Annotated in this window: 18 protein-coding genes; 14 read left to right on the top strand and 4 right to left on the bottom strand. The window is 52.2% G+C overall.

The features are described 5' to 3' along the window. Window positions 1–1,374: ComEC/Rec2 family competence protein (locus lacNas_RS10180; RefSeq protein ID WP_201346828.1), on the top strand; the 1,374-nt coding region annotated here is incomplete at its 5' end. Between the two features lie 31 nt (window positions 1,375–1,405). Then, window positions 1,406–2,395: a DNA polymerase III subunit delta gene (gene holA / locus lacNas_RS10185; protein ID WP_201330772.1), complete on the top strand. Its 990-nt coding sequence runs from the start codon at window positions 1,406–1,408 to the stop codon at window positions 2,393–2,395. A 66-nt stretch (window positions 2,396–2,461) separates the two neighbouring features. Here the strand turns inward: holA and rpsT are convergent, their stop codons facing one another. Then, window positions 2,462–2,713, bottom strand: a complete 252-nt coding sequence (gene rpsT / locus lacNas_RS10190; protein WP_201330773.1) for a 30S ribosomal protein S20 — start codon at window positions 2,711–2,713, stop codon at window positions 2,462–2,464. Window positions 2,714–2,916: 203 nt separating this feature from the next. Between rpsT and rpsO the strand changes: the two genes are divergently transcribed. The 7 genes from rpsO (at window position 2,917) to yihA (ending at window position 10,954) form a co-directional block, all read left to right on the top strand. After that, on the top strand, window positions 2,917–3,186 hold the full coding sequence (rpsO, locus tag lacNas_RS10195) for a 30S ribosomal protein S15 (protein WP_008463722.1): 270 nt from the start codon (window positions 2,917–2,919) through the stop codon (window positions 3,184–3,186). Window positions 3,187–3,381: 195 nt separating this feature from the next. Next, entirely contained in the window at window positions 3,382–5,268 is a 1,887-nt protein-coding gene (locus lacNas_RS10200) for a ribonuclease J (protein ID WP_201330774.1), read from the top strand. Next, window positions 5,255–6,088: a tetratricopeptide repeat protein gene (locus lacNas_RS10205; protein WP_201330775.1), complete on the top strand. Its 834-nt coding sequence runs from the start codon at window positions 5,255–5,257 to the stop codon at window positions 6,086–6,088. Before lacNas_RS10200 ends, lacNas_RS10205 begins: the two co-directional genes overlap by 14 nt. 180 nt (window positions 6,089–6,268) lie before the next feature. After that, window positions 6,269–7,459, top strand: a complete 1,191-nt coding sequence (gene tuf / locus lacNas_RS10210; protein ID WP_201330776.1) for an elongation factor Tu — start codon at window positions 6,269–6,271, stop codon at window positions 7,457–7,459. 181 nt (window positions 7,460–7,640) lie between these two features. Further along, window positions 7,641–8,972: a trigger factor gene (gene tig / locus lacNas_RS10215; protein WP_201330777.1), complete on the top strand. Its 1,332-nt coding sequence runs from the start codon at window positions 7,641–7,643 to the stop codon at window positions 8,970–8,972. 145 nt (window positions 8,973–9,117) lie between these two features. After that, window positions 9,118–10,371, top strand: coding sequence for an ATP-dependent Clp protease ATP-binding subunit ClpX (gene clpX, locus lacNas_RS10220; protein ID WP_201330778.1), 1,254 nt, complete (start codon window positions 9,118–9,120; stop codon window positions 10,369–10,371). Then, a complete protein-coding gene (gene yihA / locus lacNas_RS10225; RefSeq protein ID WP_201330779.1) occupies window positions 10,361–10,954 on the top strand; it encodes a ribosome biogenesis GTP-binding protein YihA/YsxC in 594 nt (197 codons plus the stop codon). Before clpX ends, yihA begins: the two co-directional genes overlap by 11 nt. Window positions 10,955–11,014: 60 nt before the next feature. Here the strand turns inward: yihA and lacNas_RS10230 are convergent, their stop codons facing one another. Together lacNas_RS10230 and lacNas_RS10235 are read right to left on the bottom strand one after the other, a co-directional pair. Beyond that, window positions 11,015–12,625, bottom strand: a complete 1,611-nt coding sequence (locus lacNas_RS10230) for an Mbeg1-like protein (RefSeq protein ID WP_201330899.1) — start codon at window positions 12,623–12,625, stop codon at window positions 11,015–11,017. Window positions 12,626–12,758: 133 nt separating this feature from the next. Further along, window positions 12,759–12,905, bottom strand: a complete 147-nt coding sequence (locus tag lacNas_RS10235) for an SPJ_0845 family protein (RefSeq protein WP_201330900.1) — start codon at window positions 12,903–12,905, stop codon at window positions 12,759–12,761. A 128-nt stretch (window positions 12,906–13,033) separates the two neighbouring features. Between lacNas_RS10235 and lacNas_RS10240 the strand changes: the two genes are divergently transcribed. Then, window positions 13,034–13,696, top strand: coding sequence for a nitroreductase family protein (locus tag lacNas_RS10240; protein ID WP_201330901.1), 663 nt, complete (start codon window positions 13,034–13,036; stop codon window positions 13,694–13,696). A 280-nt stretch (window positions 13,697–13,976) separates the two neighbouring features. Next, window positions 13,977–15,620, top strand: a complete 1,644-nt coding sequence (locus lacNas_RS10245) for a peptide ABC transporter substrate-binding protein (RefSeq protein ID WP_201330902.1) — start codon at window positions 13,977–13,979, stop codon at window positions 15,618–15,620. Between the two features lie 43 nt (window positions 15,621–15,663). On the opposite strand, the gene lacNas_RS10250 is transcribed toward lacNas_RS10245, so the two are convergent. Further along, window positions 15,664–16,035 carry a hypothetical protein gene (locus lacNas_RS10250; protein ID WP_201330903.1) on the bottom strand — a complete coding sequence of 124 codons (372 nt, stop codon included), beginning with the start codon at window positions 16,033–16,035 and terminating at the stop codon, window positions 15,664–15,666. Between the two features lie 240 nt (window positions 16,036–16,275). Between lacNas_RS10250 and lacNas_RS10255 the strand changes: the two genes are divergently transcribed. The 3 genes from lacNas_RS10255 to lacNas_RS10265 form a co-directional block, all read left to right on the top strand. Continuing rightward, a complete protein-coding gene (locus lacNas_RS10255) occupies window positions 16,276–17,268 on the top strand; it encodes a D-2-hydroxyacid dehydrogenase (protein WP_201330904.1) in 993 nt (330 codons plus the stop codon). A 179-nt stretch (window positions 17,269–17,447) separates the two neighbouring features. Then, on the top strand, window positions 17,448–18,404 hold the full coding sequence (locus tag lacNas_RS10260) for a thymidylate synthase (protein WP_201335902.1): 957 nt from the start codon (window positions 17,448–17,450) through the stop codon (window positions 18,402–18,404). A 15-nt stretch (window positions 18,405–18,419) separates the two neighbouring features. Beyond that, window positions 18,420–18,535, top strand: a 116-nt coding sequence (locus lacNas_RS10265; protein WP_201346829.1) for a dihydrofolate reductase, incomplete at its 3' end; no start/stop codon positions are given.

Raw genomic sequence — 18,535 nt, forward strand, 5'->3', positions numbered from 1 at the left:
AGCTTGAGCTACGTCTTTGCGGCGGGCCTGGCTTTCAAGCGGCGCAAAATCAGCCGGGCGGACCTGCTGGGGCTGACTTATTGCTGCCAGCAGCTCCTAGAGCCGCGGCTGCTGCTGGAAACAGGGGGGATGCTGACTTACGTGCTGGCCCTGGGGCTGGTGGTGACCGGGAAGCTGCCTTATTGGAAGCAGGCTTTCTGGCTCAACGGCCTGCTGACCCCGTTTTTGCTCTATTTTTTCTACCAGGTCAATGTGTGCACGATTTTTTACAATGTTTTGGTGGTGCCTTATTTCAATTACCTGGTAATGCCGCTGACCGGCCTGGCCCTCTTTTCCCCGCTGCCGCTGCAAGAGCTGTTTGAACGGATCTTGGAAACAGCCGAAGGCTTGTTGGGGCTCTTAGCCCGGACTGGCATCGGGCAGGTGATCTTCGGCAAGCTTGCTTCCTGGCAGCTGGCCCTGCTCTTTGCCCTGACTTTTTTGTACCTCATCACGAGGAAAAAGAAATACCGCCGTTTTCTGGCGGCGGCTTATTGTTTGATTTTTGTCAGCATTCATTTTCCCCTGGAGGGGCAGGTCTCCTTCATCGATGTCGGCCAAGGCGACAGCATTTTGCTGACCACGCCCATCCGCCGGCGGGTCTACCTGATTGATACCGGGGGCAAGCTGTCTTTTGGCCGGAAAAAGCCGGCCCAGGCCCAGATCGACCGGATCACGATTCCCTTGCTCAAGGCCCAGGGAATCAGTCAGATCGACGGAGTCTTCGTCAGCCACCAGGACGCGGACCATGTCGGCGACCTGGGGCCGCTTTTGGAACAGGTTCCGGTCAAGCGCCTTTATATGGGCATCGGCTTGATCCAGAATCCGAGTTTCCGCGCCCGCCTTGCCGGCCGGGTGGAAAAGACCAAGTTGATCGAGCTCAAGGCCGGCATGGAGGTTCAAGAAGCAATCAAATTCGAAGTTTTGCACCCGGACCTGCCAGGCAAGGGGGAGAACAAGGACTCCTTGTCTTTGACCTGCCAGCTGGCGGGCAAGACCTGGGGCTTTACCGGGGATCTGGACCAAGCAGGCGAAGAGGCCATCATCCAGAAGCATCCCGATTTGCACATTGACTACTTCAAGCTGGGCCACCACGGCAGCGACACGTCGTCTTCGACCAAGTTCCTGCAGACGATCAAGCCCAGCCTGGTCTTTATTTCAGCCGGCCGCAACAACCGCTACCACCATCCCAAACCTGAAACCCTGGCCAAGCTCAAGCAGCTGGGCATTCCTTATCTGAACACCCAGACGGAAGGGATGATCAGCTGGCATTACGGCTGGCGGGAGTATTTCTCCAGCTTTTTGGAAGGCCGGCGAGTGTGTTATCATTATTGATTGAAGCAATTATTTAAGGGAGGTTGGCAGCTTGCCAAATTTATTAACACTGTTTCCCAACAGCCAGGCCGGCAATCCAAACGTCCTGCTGCAGGGACCGGATGCTTTTTTAAACGACTATCTGGCCCATAACTATGTCAGCCAGCCGGCTTTTCAAGGCCTGGAGCGGGTGACGGTCGACTGCGAGAGCGATCCGCTGGACGATCTGATCGCGGCCCTGGCTGAGGCCAGCCTGTTCAGCCAGCGCAAGCTGGTCCTGGTCAAAAATCCCCTGTTTCTGACCGGCAAGTTCCCGGCCAAATACAAGCAGCAGGCCGAGCAGCTGCTGGAAATTTTCACGCACATTGACCAGCTGGACGACGTCGTCGTCCTGGTTGCCAGCTATGAAAAACTTGACCGGCGCAAGAAGCTGACCAAGCAGGTCGAAAAGAGCTTCAACACGGTTTCTACTGCCGTCAAAAGCTATGACAGCGGGCGCTGGATGAAGGCCCTGGTCAAGGCTGAAGGCTACCGCTTTGACCGGGGGGCACTTGAATTGCTGATGGAGCGCAGCGACCAGGTTCTGGACACTGCTTTGGGCAATTACAACAAGCTGAAAGCCATCAGCGCCGAAAACGAGATCAGCCTGGACCTGGTGGACCGCAACATCGACCTCAGCCTGGATCAGAACGTGTTCGCGATTCTGGAGGCCGCCATGAAGGGCAATTATCAAGAGGCAATTGACCGCCTGGACGGGCAGCTGCGCGAGGGGACTTATCCGCTGCAGCTGGTCGCGGTCTTTTTCAGCCAGGTGGAATTCCTCCTGTGCGTCAAGGTCATGGGGCAGAGAAGACGGAGCGAAAGCGAGATCGCCAAAGAACTGGCGGCGCACCCTTACCGCGTCAAAACGGCCTTGAAGTCCCGGGCCAAGATCCCGCAGCTGGAGAGAATGCTGGCAGAGCTGATCCAGCTGGATTACCGCTACAAGAACGGCACCTACCGCGACAGCAGCTTTTTGAAGATGTTTATTCTGGCCAGCTGACCCGAAAAGGCAAAATAAAAAGAGCGAGAAACGGATGTTTCTCGCTCTTTTGTTTTGCTAGTTCAATTACTTAGCAAGCTTGGCCAAACGACTCTTGTCACGGTTAGCCTTGTTCTTGTGGATCAAGCCCTTTGAAGCGGCCTTGTCCAATTCGCGTACAGCGGCAACGTGTAATTCGGAGGCGTTGTCTGCACCAGCAGCTTGAGCAGCCTTAAACTTCTTAACGGCAGTTCTCATTGCGCTGAGTTGAGCAGCATTGCGTTCGTTAGCAACAGCTTGAGTCTTAACACGCTTGATAGCAGATTTGATTTGTGGCATTAGATTCACCTCCAATAACTGTTTGAAATTCACTAAATTATTATACTGAAAGCTGTCGTCAGATGCAAGAAGAAATTTTGCTTGCTTTTTCAAAAAAAACGGGTATGATTATATTTGTTATGTGAACCTCGAACGTTGTCTTTGCGTTTCACCTAACGACTGACGCTGTTCGGGGCAATTTTTTAACAGAAAGGTGCAGAAACATGGCAGTTTCAAAAGAAAGAAAGAACGAAATCATCAAGGAATACGCAACCCACGAAGGCGACACTGGTTCAGTAGAAGTACAAGTTGCTGTTTTGACTGAAGACATCAACAACTTGACTGAACACATGCGTGAACACTCACACGACCACCACTCATACGTTGGTCTGCTGAAGAAGATCGGTCACCGTCGTAACTTGCTTCGCTACTTGCAAGAAAACGACCTGGAACGTTACCGTGCTTTGATCGCTCGTTTGGGTCTGCGTCGTTAATCAACGACTTGCCAAGAGGCTGGGGTTTCCCGGCCTCTTTTTTTTGCTTTCTTTCCAAAGCAGGCGACTATCATGCTTCTGTGCTTTATGTTAAAATTAAAAAGATTATAAGCGTTGCGATCGGGAGATCCATATAAACTGAACATCAAATATTGAATTTATTTTTTATTTTTAATTGCAAAAAAGGAGAGATTTATGTCAGACAAGTTAAAAATCATGGTCCTAAGCGGGGTTCGCGAGCAAGGAAAGGACATGTTTGCCGTGCAGGTAAACGATGAAATCTTTGTTTTGGACGCCGGGCTCAAGTACCCAGACAGTTCTTTGTTTGGGATTGACGTGGTCATTCCGGACATGGAATTTTTCAAGCAGTACGGCGACCGCGTGGCCGGGATTTTCCTGACCCACGGCCATGCCGACTCAATCGGCGCCTTGCCGTACATTCTGCGGGACTGGGACATTCCGGTTTTCGGTTCCAAGCTGACGATTGAACTGGCCAAGATCGACGTGCAAAGAGAAAACAAGCGGCGCAACAACCAGCTGTTCAACGTCATTGATGCCGACACCGAAATCGACTTCAAGAATGCCAGCGTCTCCTTCTTCCACACCACCCACTCCGTTCCGGACTCTTTGGGAATCGTCATCCACGCGCCGCAGGGGCAGATCGTCTACACCGGTGACTTCAAGTTTGACCCGTCAGCCCGTCCCGCTTACCGGACAGACATGAGCCGGCTGGCAGAAATCGCGGAAAACGGCGTTTTGGCTCTGCTGCCAGACTCTTCAAATGCTGAGGCGGTTTTCCCGAACGCCAGTGAAAACGAGGTCGGCACTTACATCACCAACGTCTTCCGCAATGCCAAGGGCCGGATCATCGTTGCCGGCAAGGCCTCCAACTTAAACCGCGTCCAGCAGGTCTTCAATGCCGCGGCTGCCACTGGCCGCCGGGTGCTGTTGACCGGGCGGGACGTGGCCAAGATCGTGCACACGGCCATGAAGCTGGGCTATCTGGAAGTACCGGACGGCTTGCTGATGAAGGTCAAGGAACTGAAGGACGTGCCGGACAACAAGACGGTCATCCTGGAAACCGGGCGGATGGGCGAACCGCTGCAATCGCTGCAGAAGATGGCCAACAACCGCCACCGCATGATCAAGATCCATGAAGGCGACCTGGTCTTTATCGCCACGACGCCGTCTCATGCCGTTGAAACCACGGTGGCCATTACCAGCGACATGGTTTACCGGGCCGGCGGCACGGTCATCGAGCTGGGCCGCAACATGCACACGTCCGGCCATGCTACCGGCCGGGACCTGCAGACTTTGATTGATCTGTTGAAGCCGCGGATTCTGATCCCGGTGATCGGTGAATACCGGCTTTTGGAAGCAGTCAAGGACCTGGCGGTAGAAACTGGAATGGACCCAGACGACGTCTATGTGACGCAAAACGGCGACTGCCTGGAATACGACACCAAGCGCGGGCAATTCTTCCGCGGCGACGCGGTGCCGGGCGAAGACACGATGATCGACGGCTCTGGTGTCGGCGATGTCGGCAACATCGTCTTGCGGGACCGGGAAGTGCTCTCAGATGACGGGATCTTCATTGCGGTTGTGACGATTGACCGCAAGAAAAAGAAGATCATTTCCGAGCCGCAGGTTACCAGCCGGGGCTTTGTCTACATCAAGGCCAACCACAAGCTGATGAACGACTCCATCCAAGTCATCAAAGACGCCATCCAGGCCAACTTCGAACACAAGAAGTTTGACTGGACTGAGCTCAAGCAGGACATGCGCTCCAGCCTGGAGAAGTTCCTTTACAAGCAGACCAACCGCCGGCCGGTCGTTTTGCCGGTAGTTATGGAAGTCAACCAGAACCGGCACCGGGCAATGCAGAAGAAGGCTGAAGACCAGGCAGCCGAAGGCAAGGAAAAGACTGCCAAGAAGCGCAGCAACCGCAAGAAGCAGACCAAGCCGGCAAACAAGACTGCCAAGGGCGGCGCCAAGAATAGCAAGAAGCCGGCGCAAAAGGCCAAGAAGCCGGCCAACAAGAACAAGAAAAAAGAGGGCAAGGCAAGCGATGATAAACACTAGTCAGCAGAACCTGCTCAAACTGGCCGGGCAAGCCGAGGCCGCCGGAGATTTCGCGGCGGCCCGCGACCAGCTGGAGGAGGCTTTGAGACTGGGATTTGACGCGGAATTGCTTTTGAACCTGTCGCGGGTTTTGCGACTGAACCATGAAGAAGATCAGGCTTATGCCGCTGTTAAGGCATTGCCTGATCTTTTTTCAGAAGAAGCGGTCCGGAAGGAATACGGTCAAATTCTGGCAGCCAACAATTATCTGATTGAAGCCCTGCAGGTCAAGCATTTGACCGGCGGCCAGGTGACTTTCGCGGTCCAGCCGGCAGACCAGCAAGAACAAGAGCAGATCTTGAAGTCATTCAGAAAAGCGCGGACGGTTACCGAGCGCCAGTACCAGCAGCTGCTGAAACTGGACCTGCCGACCTATACGGCTTTTGCCCGCAGCCTGCTGCTGGACCCGCTGGGCAATCACGCCTTAAGGCTGGCAGTGTGCGAAGATCTGATCAAGCTGGGCTGCCAGGAGCAGATCCAGCTGCTGGTTTTAGGCGAGCTGCGCAGCTTCGTTCCTGCCGAAACGCCTTTGCTGAAGCAGGACCCGGTTTACCGCGAATTTATTGCCTCGCTGGCCAGCCGCTACCAGAACCGGCCAAGCGAGCTGCCCTTGATTTTAGCTGAAGGCAACTTCGCTTTTGGCCAGCTTTATCCCTGCCAGAGCGACTACATCAGCAACCCCGATGCTTTTGCCAAGGCGCTGGTCAGTTTCTTGCGAAAAAAGCAGGGCTGGGACTATCAAAAACTGCTGGAAAAAATCTATCAAAAAAATGCTGATTAATCTTGCAGCAAATCACTTTACTTTTTGCCGGCATTTAGTATAATCATTTTTGGATATTTTCAAGAAGATGCGCTTTGCTACTAGCGTACTTTCTAGGAAAGTAGTACAATATTCAACAGAGAATCATCCGTTAGTTTTGTCTCAACGGACTTCTTGTAAAATTTCAGGAGGGTCATTTTAATGGCAGAAAAAGAACATTACGTTAGAACTAAGCCACACGTTAACATTGGTACTATTGGCCACGTTGACCACGGTAAGACTACTTTGACCGCAGCTATCACTACTGTGTTGGCTAAGAAGGGTTTGGCACAAGCTGAAGATTACTCACAAATCGACGCAGCTCCAGAAGAAAAGGAACGTGGTATCACTATCAACACTGCCCACGTTGAATACGAAACTGAAAAGCGCCACTACGCCCACATGGACGCCCCAGGCCACGCCGACTACATCAAGAACATGATCACTGGTGCCGCTCAAATGGACGGTGCTATCCTGGTTGTAGCCGCAACTGACGGTCCTATGCCACAAACTCGTGAACACATTTTGTTGGCTCGTCAGGTTGGTGTTAACTACATCGTAGTATTCTTGAACAAGTGCGACTTGGTTGACGACCCAGAATTGATCGACCTGGTTGAAATGGAAGTAAGAGACTTGCTTTCAGAATACGGTTACCCGGGTGACGATGTTCCTGTAGTTCGTGGTTCAGCTTTGAAGGCTCTTGAAGGCGACGAAGAAGCTCAAAAGAAGATCGAAGAACTGATGGACGTTGTTGACGAATACATCCCAACTCCAGAACGTGAAACTGACAAGCCATTCTTGATGCCAGTTGAAGACGTCTTCACTATCACTGGTCGTGGTACTGTTGCTTCAGGCCGTATCGACCGTGGTACTGTTAAGGTTGGCGACAGCGTTGAAATCGTTGGTTTGGTAGACAAGGTCTTGACTTCAGTTGTAACTGGTCTGGAAATGTTCCACAAGACTCTTGACTTGGGTGAAGCCGGCGACAACGTTGGTGTATTGCTTCGTGGTATCGACCGTGACCAAATCGTTCGTGGTCAAGTTTTGGCAGCTCCAGGCTCAATCAAGACTCACGAAACTTTCAAGGGTCAAGTCTACATCTTGAGCAAGGACGAAGGTGGCCGTCACACTCCATTCTTCTCAGACTACCGTCCACAATTCTACTTCCACACCACTGACATCACTGGTGAAATTGAATTGCCAGAAGGTACTGAAATGGTTATGCCTGGTGACAACACTGAATTCTCAGTTACTTTGATCAAGCCAGCCGCTATCGAAGTTGGTACTAAGTTCACTATCCGTGAAGGTGGTAGAACTGTTGGTGCCGGCCAAGTTACTGAAATTGACGACTAATTTTTAGTTTTTGAATTTTAGTTCTAACAGTCGAAAAAGGTGTTCTTCTCAGAAGAACGCCTTTTTTTATCCAAAAACCCCTATTTTGTAGTACTTTGATTGTTTTTTGACCGTCTTTAAGGTAAGATATTTAAGTATGCAAAGTAGCAAACTCAAAATAGACATTGGAGGTATTTGATTAATGTCTGCTAACTGGAAAACTACCGGTAAGACTACTGGTGAACTTTCTTTTGAAATTTCTCAAGATGAAATCAAGAAGAGCCTTGACAAGGCTTTTGACCGCGTAAAGAAGAGCTTGCGTGTACCTGGCTTCCGTAAGGGTCACGTTTCCCGCGTAATTTTCAACCAATACTACGGTGAAGAAGCTCTGTACGAAGACGCTTTGAACTTTGCTCTGCCAGAAGCTTACAGTGCTGCCGTTAAGGAAGCTGGCATCAAGGCCGTTGGTCAACCTCAAATCGTTCCTGTTTCAATGGACAAGAACAAGGCCTGGGAAATGAAGGCAATCGTAACGGTTGAACCAGAAGTAGAACTTGGCCAATACACTGAAATCGAAGTACCGAAGCAAAACACCCGCGTTTACCAAAAGGACATCGACGCTGAACTGACCAAGCGTCAAGAACAAAACGCCGAAATGGTTTTGAAGAACGGCAAGGCTGAAAACGGCGACACGGTAACGATCGACTACGTCGGCACTGTTGACGGCACTGCATTCGACGGCGGCTCAGCTCAAAACTACTCTCTGGAACTGGGTTCAAACACCTTCATCCCAGGCTTTGAAGACCAACTGGTTGGCCACGAAGCCGGCGAAGAAGTTGACGTTGTCGTAACCTTCCCAGAAGACTACGGCGCAAAGGACCTGGCTGGCAAGGAAGCTCACTTCGCAACCAAGATCCACGAAGTTAAGTCAAAGCAATTGCCAGAACTTGACGACGAATTTGCCAAGGATGTTGACGACTCAGTTGAAACCCTTGACGAATTGAAGGAAAAGATCAAGGCTGACTTGAAGGCTGAAAAGGAAGAAGCTGCCAAGGCTGCCATCCAAGAAGCTGCCATCAGCACTGCAGTCAAGAACGCAACTGTTGAAGAAATTCCAGACGTCATGATCCAAGAAGACGTTGACAACCAACTCAACCAATACTTGGGCGACATGCAACGTCAAGGGATCGACCCACAAACTTACTTCAAGCTGACCAACACGACTGAAGACCAGCTGCGCAAGCAACTGTCAGCCAACGCTGCTGAACGCGTTAAGACCAACCTTGTTTTGGAAGCAATCGTTGCCAAGGAAGGCTTCGAAGCAAGCAAGGAAGAAATCGACGCTGAAATCAAGGACCTGGCAGACAACTACAACATGAGCGAAAAGGCTGTTCGCAACGCTTTGAGCGACGAAATGCTGGCTCACGACATCAACGTCCGCAAGGCAATGAACCTGATCACCGACAGCGCAAAGCAAGTAGCCAAGGCTAAGCTTGAAGGCGCTAGCGACGACAGCGAAGACGAAGACAAGTAATCGCTAAGTCTATACATGAATTCCCCAGAAGTGGCACCGGCCGCTTTTGGGGTTTTCTTTTGCCAGGCAAAAATACAAGGCTAATTTCGCGCAAGTCGGCCGTATTTATGCTAATCTAGTCTTTAGCAAATAGAGGAGGGAATACATGGCTACTAAGTTTACAGATCCAGAAGAAGTAAAATGCTCATTCTGCGGCAAGTCTGCCAGCCAGGTAAAGAAAATGATCGCGGGCAATGGCGTTTACATCTGCAACGAAGATATTGAACTGGCCAAGCGGATCATTGATGATGAGCTGCGTCTGGATTCACTGAAGGAAGCGCGCGAGCTTCCTAAGCCAATGCAAATTAAAGAAGAACTGGACCAATACGTGATTGGCCAGGACCGGGCCAAGCGGGTCCTGTCAGTGGCTGTTTACAATCACTACAAGCGGATCAGTCAAATGGATGTTGATTCTTCAACTGAATTGCAGAAGTCGAATATCGCCTTGATCGGGCCGACCGGGTCCGGCAAGACCTACCTGGCCCAGACTTTGGCCAGAATTTTGAACGTGCCGTTTGCGATCGCGGACGCCACGACTTTGACTGAAGCGGGCTATGTCGGCGAAGACGTTGAAAACATCCTGCTCAAGCTGCTGCAGAACGCAGATTACGACCTGGAAAGAGCTCAACGGGGGATTATTTACATCGACGAAATCGACAAGATTTCCAAGAAGTCAGAGAACGTTTCAATCACCCGGGACGTGTCCGGTGAAGGGGTCCAGCAGGCTCTCTTGAAGATCCTGGAAGGGACGATTGCTTCCATTCCGCCGCAGGGCGGCCGCAAGCACCCGCAGCAGGAAATGATCCGCATGGACACCACCAACATTCTCTTTATCGTCGGCGGTGCCTTTGACGGGATTGAAGAAATCGTCAAGAACCGGCTGGGCAAGAAGACAATTGGCTTTGGCGCTGAACAGGAGTCCGGCAAGGTCGACGACGACAACTGGAACAGATTTTTGACCACGGGCGACCTGGTCAAGTTCGGCTTGATTCCTGAATTCATCGGCCGGATTCCGATCATCACGACCCTGGACCGGCTGGACAGCGATGACCTGGTGCGGATTCTGACCGAGCCGAAGAACGCCTTGATCAAGCAATACCAGAAGCTGCTGTCCTTGGACGGGGTGGACCTGGAATTTGAACCGGCTGCCGTCAAGCAGATCGCTGATTTGGCCATCGAACGGAAGATGGGGGCCAGAGGCCTGCGGACGATCATTGAAAATGCCATGATGGACATCATGTACCGCACGCCGAGCGAAAGCGACATCAGCAAGGTGATCATCACGCCGGAAACGATTACCGGTATGGGCCAGCCAAAGGTGATCCGCCGTGAACTGGAAGAGGTTGCCGATGATCATTAACCAATCAGAATTTGCCGTCAGCGCGGTCAAGGCCAGCCAGTACCCGCAGGACGGCCTGGACGAAATTGCCCTGGCCGGCCGGTCCAACGTGGGCAAGTCGAGCCTGATCAACACGATCCTGCAGCGGAAGAACCTGGCGCGGACCTCGTCTTCGCCGGGCAAGACGCAGACTTTGAACTTCTACCGGGTCAATGACGAATTTTACCTGGTGGACGTGCCTGGCTACGGCTATGCCAAGGTTTCCAAGAAGCAGCGCGAGGAGTTCGGGGAAATGATCCAGGACTATCTGGAAACCCGGGCTTATCTCAAGGGCTTGATCCTGCTGATCGACGGCCGGCATGAACCAACTGCCGACGACATCGCGATGTATGAATACGCGCAGTATCTTAACCTGCCGATCCTGGTGATCGCGACTAAGATGGACAAGATCAAGAAGAATGCCTTCAACAAGACCGAAGCGGCCTTTCGCCGGCATTTGAATCTGAACCAAGATAATGTTACTTTTATTCCTTTCTCATCCGTGACCAAACTCAATGTTGACCAGGTCAAGGACTGGATTGATGCCAGACTGGATGAAGAATAAGGCGCAAGCAAAAATGCTTCCGGAAGTTTTAACGCTTCCGGAAGCATTTTTTGTTGAAAATCAGCGGTGCTTTCTAGGCATCTTGGGCCGGTGGCTGAACAGTTCGGCGATCAGCTTAAAGGCCCCGTAGGCAATCAGCAGGATGCCGATTTCAATGATCGACTGCTGGTTGAAGTATTCGGGATTGATGATCACGATGATGCCCAGTGAAAAAGAAATGATGGCCTCGGCCGCGCTCACGATGATTCTGAAAATCCCCGTCTGCTTGCGCAGGATGATCCGCCGCACCCGCCCGTAGGCGTAAAAGAGCAGGAAGGCTCCCAGAAAGTAGTGGGCCAGGAAAATCAAGAGCTGATTGTTCGATAACAGGGCCACAGAGACCGCGAACAAGACCAGGTAGGTAATCAAAAAGAAGTGCTTCTGCTGGGGCTTAAAGGCCGAAATTGAGACCGAGAGGATATGCTTCACGCTGAAGATGATCCCGCCGATCGAAACCAGGATCCCGAAGGCCTTAAAGGCATAAGCCGGGGTGGTGAGGCTGATGATGCCGACCAGAACCAGCAGCCAGCCCGTCAGGCTGCCCCGGTTGAAGAGAGACGCGCCGATCTGCTGGCTCTTGATCAGCTGCCAGATTGAAGAAAAAAGGTTGCCCAGGACCAGTTTGGTTCTTCTGGAAGAGTTGGTCACTGACAGCAGGATGGCCCCGAAGCCCCCGAAGCCGTTCTTGGCCAGCTGGTTGATCTTGTTGGAGCCGCTGGCCGCCAGGGCGTCAAAGAGGTCCTGCGTCAGCGCCTCACGTTCCTCCAGGCTGGCCTGACCGATCCACTGGTTGATCAACTGGTTGTAGATTCTGGATTCAGAATTCGGCCGCTTGTGGGTCACGAAATGGTTCCCCTTGATCTGCCAGGAATAGGTGTCGTGCTGGGCAATGTTGCCGTTGGTTGAGTAGACGATGGAGGCGTCGACTTCTTTTGGCTCAAACAGCCGGCCGATGATCGAAAAGTCGGGCACGTAGCGGTGCAGGACCCGTTTTAAAAAGTCCTCGTTGCAGTCAACGCCGACTTCGCTGGCCAGGCCTGGGCTGTCAAAGGTGTAGACCGCCTTGATTCTGGCCCGGTATTCCTGGGGCAGCTTCAAGGCCGCGTATTCGGCCAGGTTGCCGCCTTTGGAGTGGCCGCCCAGAATGTATTCGGCCGAATCGCCGTTCAGGAGGTCTTTGAGGTAATGCGCCCCCATAATTTGAGCTTTGGTTTCCTTGAAAGAAATCTCGAAGTCTTCACGCCAGCCGACCAGCGTGTCGTCGGTTCCCCGGAAGGCCACGTAGTGGGTGCCGTCTTCCAGGACGATCTTTAAGGCACTGAATTGGCACTGGTCGGTCAAGGTCGTGTTGAAGTGCGACAAGCGGGCATCTTTGAAGCGGTCCGCTTCGCTCATGAGTCTGAAGAGCTCTTGATATTGGCTGGCATCCAGCCCGGTAAAAGAAGAAGCGAAATACTTCTGGGCAATTTCCTTGACCGTGACTTCCTTGTTGCCAGCGGGAATGTATTTGTCCAAGTTGAGGTATGAAAAAATGGCCAGTACCAGGGCGTCGATCTCATTGAAGGGAGATTTTTCCAGAGGAATGTCGCCCCGCCATTCCAAATAGGTCAACAAGTTGCTGTTGTTGTCCAAGTCGCTCACATCCTTAAAGAAAAAATTGCAAATGCTTACAGATTAATTTTAAGCCTAAATAAAACAAATGTGGACAGATTGGAAAGAAAATTAAGCGACTTTTAGAAATTATAAAAGCCGCCCTCGCGGCGGCTTATTTCGACTCTTTGCCGGCGGGATCGTCGCCGTCTTTGTCTTGGCCCTTTTTGCCAGAACCAGCGGCTTTTTTCGGGTCAGGGATGCTGGCGAATTTGTCGAACAGTTTGTCTAAGTCGTCTTGTCTTTTAAAAGTTAAACCCATTGTTTTTTCCTGCTTTCCGTCTGTTTAATGCTTTTGACTAAATTATAACGATAGTTTTGCACCGGCGTCAATTTTGAGCTATACTTACTAAAACAAAGTGATATTGATTTTCAGAAAAGAGGCAAAAAATGGTTGATGCAATTGCTGCCATCAAGCAGCGCCGCAGCATTCGTTACTTTGATCCAGACCGGCAGCCAAGCCAGGCGGATCTAGAAGAAGTCGTCAAGCTGGCCGGTCTGGCGCCTTCATGGGTTGATTCTCAGCCCTGGCGGGTCTACCTGGCCCTGGGGGACACGGTCAAAAAGATCCGGGCCCAGCACCTGGCTTTGGCTGAGGCCGGAAAGGCGCCTGAACCTGACTGGGAAACCTGGCACCGGGAGGACTGGGATCCATATCCGCGGGAAAACATGGCCCGGCACAACCAAGCCAGCGACAGCTACCTGAATACGCCGGAGCTGCAGGATTTGCGCCGAAACGTTCTGCAGAAAAATCTCTACTTTGCCCCGGCGATTGCTTATCTCACTTTGCCAAAGCATTCCAACCTGTGGTCAGTCTATGATCTCGGCGCTTTTGCCCAGACGCTGGCGCTCGCGGCTCAGGCCAAGGGGATCGACTCGATTCCGGCCTATGAGCTGGTCAAGTATCCGGCCGGCGTCAGAGAAATCATGGGCATCCCCGACGACCAGACTTTGGCCATGGGCATCGCCCTTGGCTATGCCAAAGACAACGAGGTCAACGGCTACCGGGCGCCGCGGCGGGAGCTGGCTGATTTTTTGACGGTTAAAAATTAACACAAAAAGAACAAAAAGAAGTTGACTTTTTGTAAGTGAATTAGTAAGATTAGGTTAAATCATTTTGAGAAAGGAGCTAAATCATGTTTGCAATGCAAGAACGTCAAGAAATGTGTGTTTGTTGTATGTCTGTCATGTCATACAATCGTTTTGCGTTGCCTAAAATGGATTTAGCTTAGACCAAGAGATTTGCCCAAAAATTTACCAGCTTAGTGGCAAACGAGACAGCTGTTTCCTAATAGGGAACAGCTGTCTTTTTGTTTGTCTGTAGGAGGAAAACATGCGAAAAATCAAGAAAATTGCCCTCGGCACGGTTGGCGTAAGCGCGGCACTGCTTTTGGCAGCCTGCGGGTCAAAGCAGAGCAGCAAGGGCCAGGAAAAGCAGGTCTTGAACCTGAGCGCGACGGCTACCTTGGATACGATCGACATCAGCAAGGCGACTGGCTATGGTCAGACCGGGAACGTTTTTGAAAGCTTCTACCGCCTGGGCAAAAACGGCCAGGCAACCGCGGGCCTGGCCAAGTCAGGTACGGTTTCCAAGGACGGCAAGACCTGGACTTTCAAGCTGCGGTCAAATGCCAAGTGGTCAAACGGCGAAAAGATTACCGCCCAGGACTTCGTCTACTCCTGGCGGCGGACGATCAATCCCAAGACGGCGTCGCCTTACGCCTACCTTTTTTCCGGGATCAAGAACGCCGATGAGATCATTGCCGGCAAAAAGTCGCCAAACAGCCTGGGGATCAAGGCTTTGAACAAGGAGACCGTTCAAGTCAAGCTGAACCGGCCGATCGCCTACTTCAAGGTCTTGATGGCCTACCCGCTCTTTGGGCCGCAAAACGAAGCCTTTATCAAGAAGACTGGCAAAAAGTACGCTACCAGCTCAAAATACATGCTCTACTCGGGTCCTTTCAAGATCACTGGCTGGAAGGGCACCAACGACAGCTGGTCCTTCGTCAAGAACAACCAGTACTGGGACAAGAAGGTCGTGAAGCTGAAGCGGATCAACTACCAGGTCGTCAAGACCACCAATACCGGCTACCAGCTCTACCAGCAGGGCAAGCTGGACTTGACGCCGCTGTCCAGCGAGCAGGTCAAGCACTTGAAGAACAACAAGGACTTTAAGACCTACCCATACTCATACGTGGCTTACCTGGCTTACAACTTCCAAGACAAGGATGCCACCGTCAAGAAGGCGCTGAACAACAAGAACATCCGCCTGGCCCTGTCTCTGTCGCTTGACCGCAAGGTCCTGACCAGCAAGGTCTTCGGTGACGGCTCAAGCGTGCCGACGGGGTTCGTGGCGTCTGGCTTGGCTTATGATCCGGCCAACAAGACCGACTTTGCCAAGGAGCAGAAGGTGGCCAACACGGTTGACTACAATGAAAAGCTGGCCAAAAAGTACTGGAAGGCCGGACTCAAGGAGCTGGGGATGAGTAAGCTGAACGTAACCCTGCTGGCTTCAAACGAAAGCACCAACGCCGATGCCCTGACCCAGTACCTGCAGTCGCAGTGGACCAAGGTTTTGTCCGGCATCAGCGTCAAGGTCAGCTCCATTCCAAGCAAGAATGCCTACACCAAGGCTTCCAGCGGCGACTTTGACATCTACGTTTCCGGCTGGGGCGGTGACTTCAGCGACCCGATGACCTTCATGCAGATTTTGCAGAAGGGGACTTCCTACAACTACGGCAAGTGGAACAATGCTGAATACAACAAGCTGATCAAGCAGGCTTTGACTACTGATGCCAACAACGTCAACAAGCGCTGGCAGGACCTGGTCAAGGCTGCCCAGGTGGCCAATGCCGACCAGGCAGTCAGTCCGATCTACCAGCAGACGACGGCTTACCTGCAAAGAAGCAAGGTCAAGGGCATCATTCACAACAATGCCGGTACCCAGTGGAGCTACAAGTACGCCTACATCAAGTAACAGGCAGCAAAAAAGCGAGATCCGGAGATCCCGCAGTTTTTGTTTAGTGCCGGCTGGCGCGGTGGCTGGCGCTGGCCTTGATCTTGTGGGGATGCCGCTTGAACTTGACCTGTCCGCCTTCAGGCAGGAAGCGGAAATGCCGCATTTTCGCGTTGAAGGGCCGGCCGGACAGGCGGATGGCGGTCCAGTCCTTCATCAGTTTGATCATCTGGTCAAGTTCTTTGACTCTTTTGCCTCGCCCCTCGTTTTCAGCAGCCTGGTGAATGTCGCCTTCCAGGCGGCTGATCAGGTTCTGGTGGTAGGCCAGCAGCTCGGGCGTCAGGGGAGCGCGGCGGTACTGGTTGAAGAGTTTTTGAATCAGTTCCATGGCCTCCAGGCTGTCGTGCGGCTGGATATAGCGTGAGTCATCAGTCATTTTCGTCACCTCTTTTCGCCAAAACAGGCTTTTGTTGCTGCTTCCAGTATAGCAAGACTTGCCCAAAAGCAGGCAGGAAGTTTTTCCTGTAATTTCTCTTAAAGATTACAGAAAATTGAAAATATGTAATAATCCAAAAATCCTCTAGCTAACTTTTAATTTTTTTGTCATAATAGAAAGAAAACGGCACAGACTTTTTGTTTTGACTAAAATCGTTATTGTGAATTGAGGAGAAAAAAGATGAAGGTATACCTGTTCAGTGTTGCGCCGGTTGAAGAACCTTTTGTAAAAGAATGGCAAGACCAGCACCCGGACGATGAGATTTCCTATACCCACAGTCCGTTGACGGCAAGCAATCTGGAACTGGCCAAGGGCTTTGAGGCAGTTTCGACCCAGCAAGCAGAAGCGCTGAAGGATGCTGAGCTTAAGGCCTTGGCGGCTGGCGGGGTCAAGCACCTGGCCCTGCGCAAGGTGGGCAGCGACAATGTCGACCTGGCTGCCGCCAGAAAATACGGCATCGTCGTTTCCAACGTGCCGGCTTACTCGCCGCGGGCTATCGCGGAAAACGGCCTGACCGGGGCGATGTATCTGCTGCGCAAGTGGGGCTATTACCACCGCAAGATGCGGCGCGGGGACTTTACCCGGCCGACCGAGCTGATGAGCGATGAAATTTTTAACCAGACGGTCGGCATTGTCGGCTTGGGCCGCATCGGTGCCGCGGCTGCGGAAATGTATCACGCCCTGGGCGCCAGAGTGATCGGCTATGATCCCTTCTACAACGCTTCTCTGGAACCCTTCCTGGATTTTGTGGATTTTGACACCCTGATCAAAGAAAGTGACATCATCCAGCTGCACATTCCCCTGACTCCGGAAAACAAGGGCATGTTCGGCACGAACGAGTTTGCCAAGATGAAGGACGACGCGATCCTGGTCAACCAGTCACGCGGCGAGCTGGTTGACACTGAAGCTTTGATCGTAGCCTTGAAGTACCACGAAATCGGCGGTGCTGCTTTGGATGTTCTGGAAGGGGAGGAAAAAATCTTCGGGCGCAAGTTTGAGGACGTGGGTTCCCTGCCGGATGAATACACCGAGCTGATCAACATGCCGAACGTGGTTATGTCGCCGCACTCGGCCTACTACACGAAGATGGCGGTAAAGAACATGTTCTTCCAGAGCATGACCGACACTCAGCGGACGGTTTCGGGCCAGCAAGCCTTTTTCAAAGTCAATTAAAACAGTCCCGGCAAGTTCAGCTTGCCGGGATTTTTTTCGCCCAAAATCAGGCAGGGGCAAGGGGGAGCATAACAGTGACTATCTTTTTCTAAAGATTGCCGGTAAATGCCGGCTGCCCATTACCGACTGGAAAAATTCTGTTAGACTAAAGATAAAAAGATTTAGCAAAGGACATGGAAATGGCAAATCAAGATCAAGCATATTTAGAGTTACTGAAGAAGATTATGACGGAAGGAAACGACAAGAACGACCGGACGGGCACTGGCACCAGAAGCCTGTTTGGGGCGCAGATGCGTTTTGACCTCAGCCAGGGCTTTCCGATTCTGACGACCAAGCGGGTGCCCTTTGGTTTGATCAAGAGCGAGCTGCTGTGGTTCCTGAGGGGCGATACCAACATTCGCTTTTTGCTGGAGCACAAGAACCACATCTGGGATGAGTGGGCATTTAAGAATTGGGTGACCAGCCCGGAATACCAAGGACCCGACATGACTGACTTCGGTCTGCGCAGCCAGAGCGATCCGGCCTTTAAAGCAGTTTACGATGAAGAAATGAGCAAGTTCTGCCAGCGGATTCTGGATGACGACGATTTTGCCCGCAAATACGGCAACCTGGGTGACGTTTACGGGGCCCAGTGGCGGCACTGGGGCAAGCGCGACGGCGGCTTCATCGACCAGATCGCGGGCGTCATCGAGCAGATCAAGACCAATCCGGATTCGCGCCGGCTGATCGTGACTGCCTGGAATCCTGAAGACGTGCCGATGAGCGCTCTGCCGCCGTGCCACGTGCTCTTCCAGTTCTATGTTGCCGGCGGCAAGCTCAGCCTGCAGCTCTACCAGCGCTCAGGCGACATGTTCCTGGGCGTGCCCTTCAACATTGCCAGCTACTCGCTGCTTTTGTCTTTGATTGCCCGGGAGACGGGCCTGGAAGTAGGCGAATTCGTGCACACGATCGGGGATGCCCATATTTACAAGAACCACTTTGACCAGGTCAAGGAACAGCTGAGCCGGCAGCCTTTTGACGCGCCAACCTTGTGGCTGAATCCGGAAAAGCGGCGCCTGGCTGACTTTGAAATGGCGGACATCAAACTGATCGGCTACCAGCACGGGTCAACGATCAAGGCGCCAGTGGCGGTTTAATTTACAGGAGGAAACATGCTTAGTTACGTTTGGGCTCAAGATGAGGCCGGCGGCATCGGCTTTCAAGGACATCTGCCTTGGCAGCTGCCGGCTGATTTGAAGCATTTTAAAGAGAAAACAATGGGCCGGCC

This window comes from Lactobacillus nasalidis, assembly GCF_016587775.1.
Classification (GTDB): Bacteria; Bacillota; Bacilli; order Lactobacillales; family Lactobacillaceae; genus Lactobacillus; species Lactobacillus nasalidis.

What these genes read in the sequence shown, in the direction of transcription:
- rpsT (WP_201330773.1), bottom strand. Translation starts at nt 2,713, where the DNA reads ATGCCACAAATCAAATCTGCTATCAAGCGTGTTAAGACTCAAGCTGTT.
- lacNas_RS10240 (WP_201330901.1), top strand. Translation starts at nt 13,034, where the DNA reads ATGGTTGATGCAATTGCTGCCATCAAGCAGCGCCGCAGCATTCGTTAC.
- lacNas_RS10250 (WP_201330903.1), bottom strand. Translation starts at nt 16,035, where the DNA reads ATGACTGATGACTCACGCTATATCCAGCCGCACGACAGCCTGGAGGCC.
- clpX (WP_201330778.1), top strand. Translation starts at nt 9,118, where the DNA reads ATGGCTACTAAGTTTACAGATCCAGAAGAAGTAAAATGCTCATTCTGC.
- lacNas_RS10205 (WP_201330775.1), top strand. Translation starts at nt 5,255, where the DNA reads ATGATAAACACTAGTCAGCAGAACCTGCTCAAACTGGCCGGGCAAGCC.
- lacNas_RS10245 (WP_201330902.1), top strand. Translation starts at nt 13,977, where the DNA reads ATGCGAAAAATCAAGAAAATTGCCCTCGGCACGGTTGGCGTAAGCGCG.
- tig (WP_201330777.1), top strand. Translation starts at nt 7,641, where the DNA reads ATGTCTGCTAACTGGAAAACTACCGGTAAGACTACTGGTGAACTTTCT.
- rpsO (WP_008463722.1), top strand. Translation starts at nt 2,917, where the DNA reads ATGGCAGTTTCAAAAGAAAGAAAGAACGAAATCATCAAGGAATACGCA.
- lacNas_RS10255 (WP_201330904.1), top strand. Translation starts at nt 16,276, where the DNA reads ATGAAGGTATACCTGTTCAGTGTTGCGCCGGTTGAAGAACCTTTTGTA.
- tuf (WP_201330776.1), top strand. Translation starts at nt 6,269, where the DNA reads ATGGCAGAAAAAGAACATTACGTTAGAACTAAGCCACACGTTAACATT.
- lacNas_RS10260 (WP_201335902.1), top strand. Translation starts at nt 17,448, where the DNA reads ATGGCAAATCAAGATCAAGCATATTTAGAGTTACTGAAGAAGATTATG.
- lacNas_RS10200 (WP_201330774.1), top strand. Translation starts at nt 3,382, where the DNA reads ATGTCAGACAAGTTAAAAATCATGGTCCTAAGCGGGGTTCGCGAGCAA.
- lacNas_RS10235 (WP_201330900.1), bottom strand. Translation starts at nt 12,905, where the DNA reads ATGGGTTTAACTTTTAAAAGACAAGACGACTTAGACAAACTGTTCGAC.
- yihA (WP_201330779.1), top strand. Translation starts at nt 10,361, where the DNA reads ATGATCATTAACCAATCAGAATTTGCCGTCAGCGCGGTCAAGGCCAGC.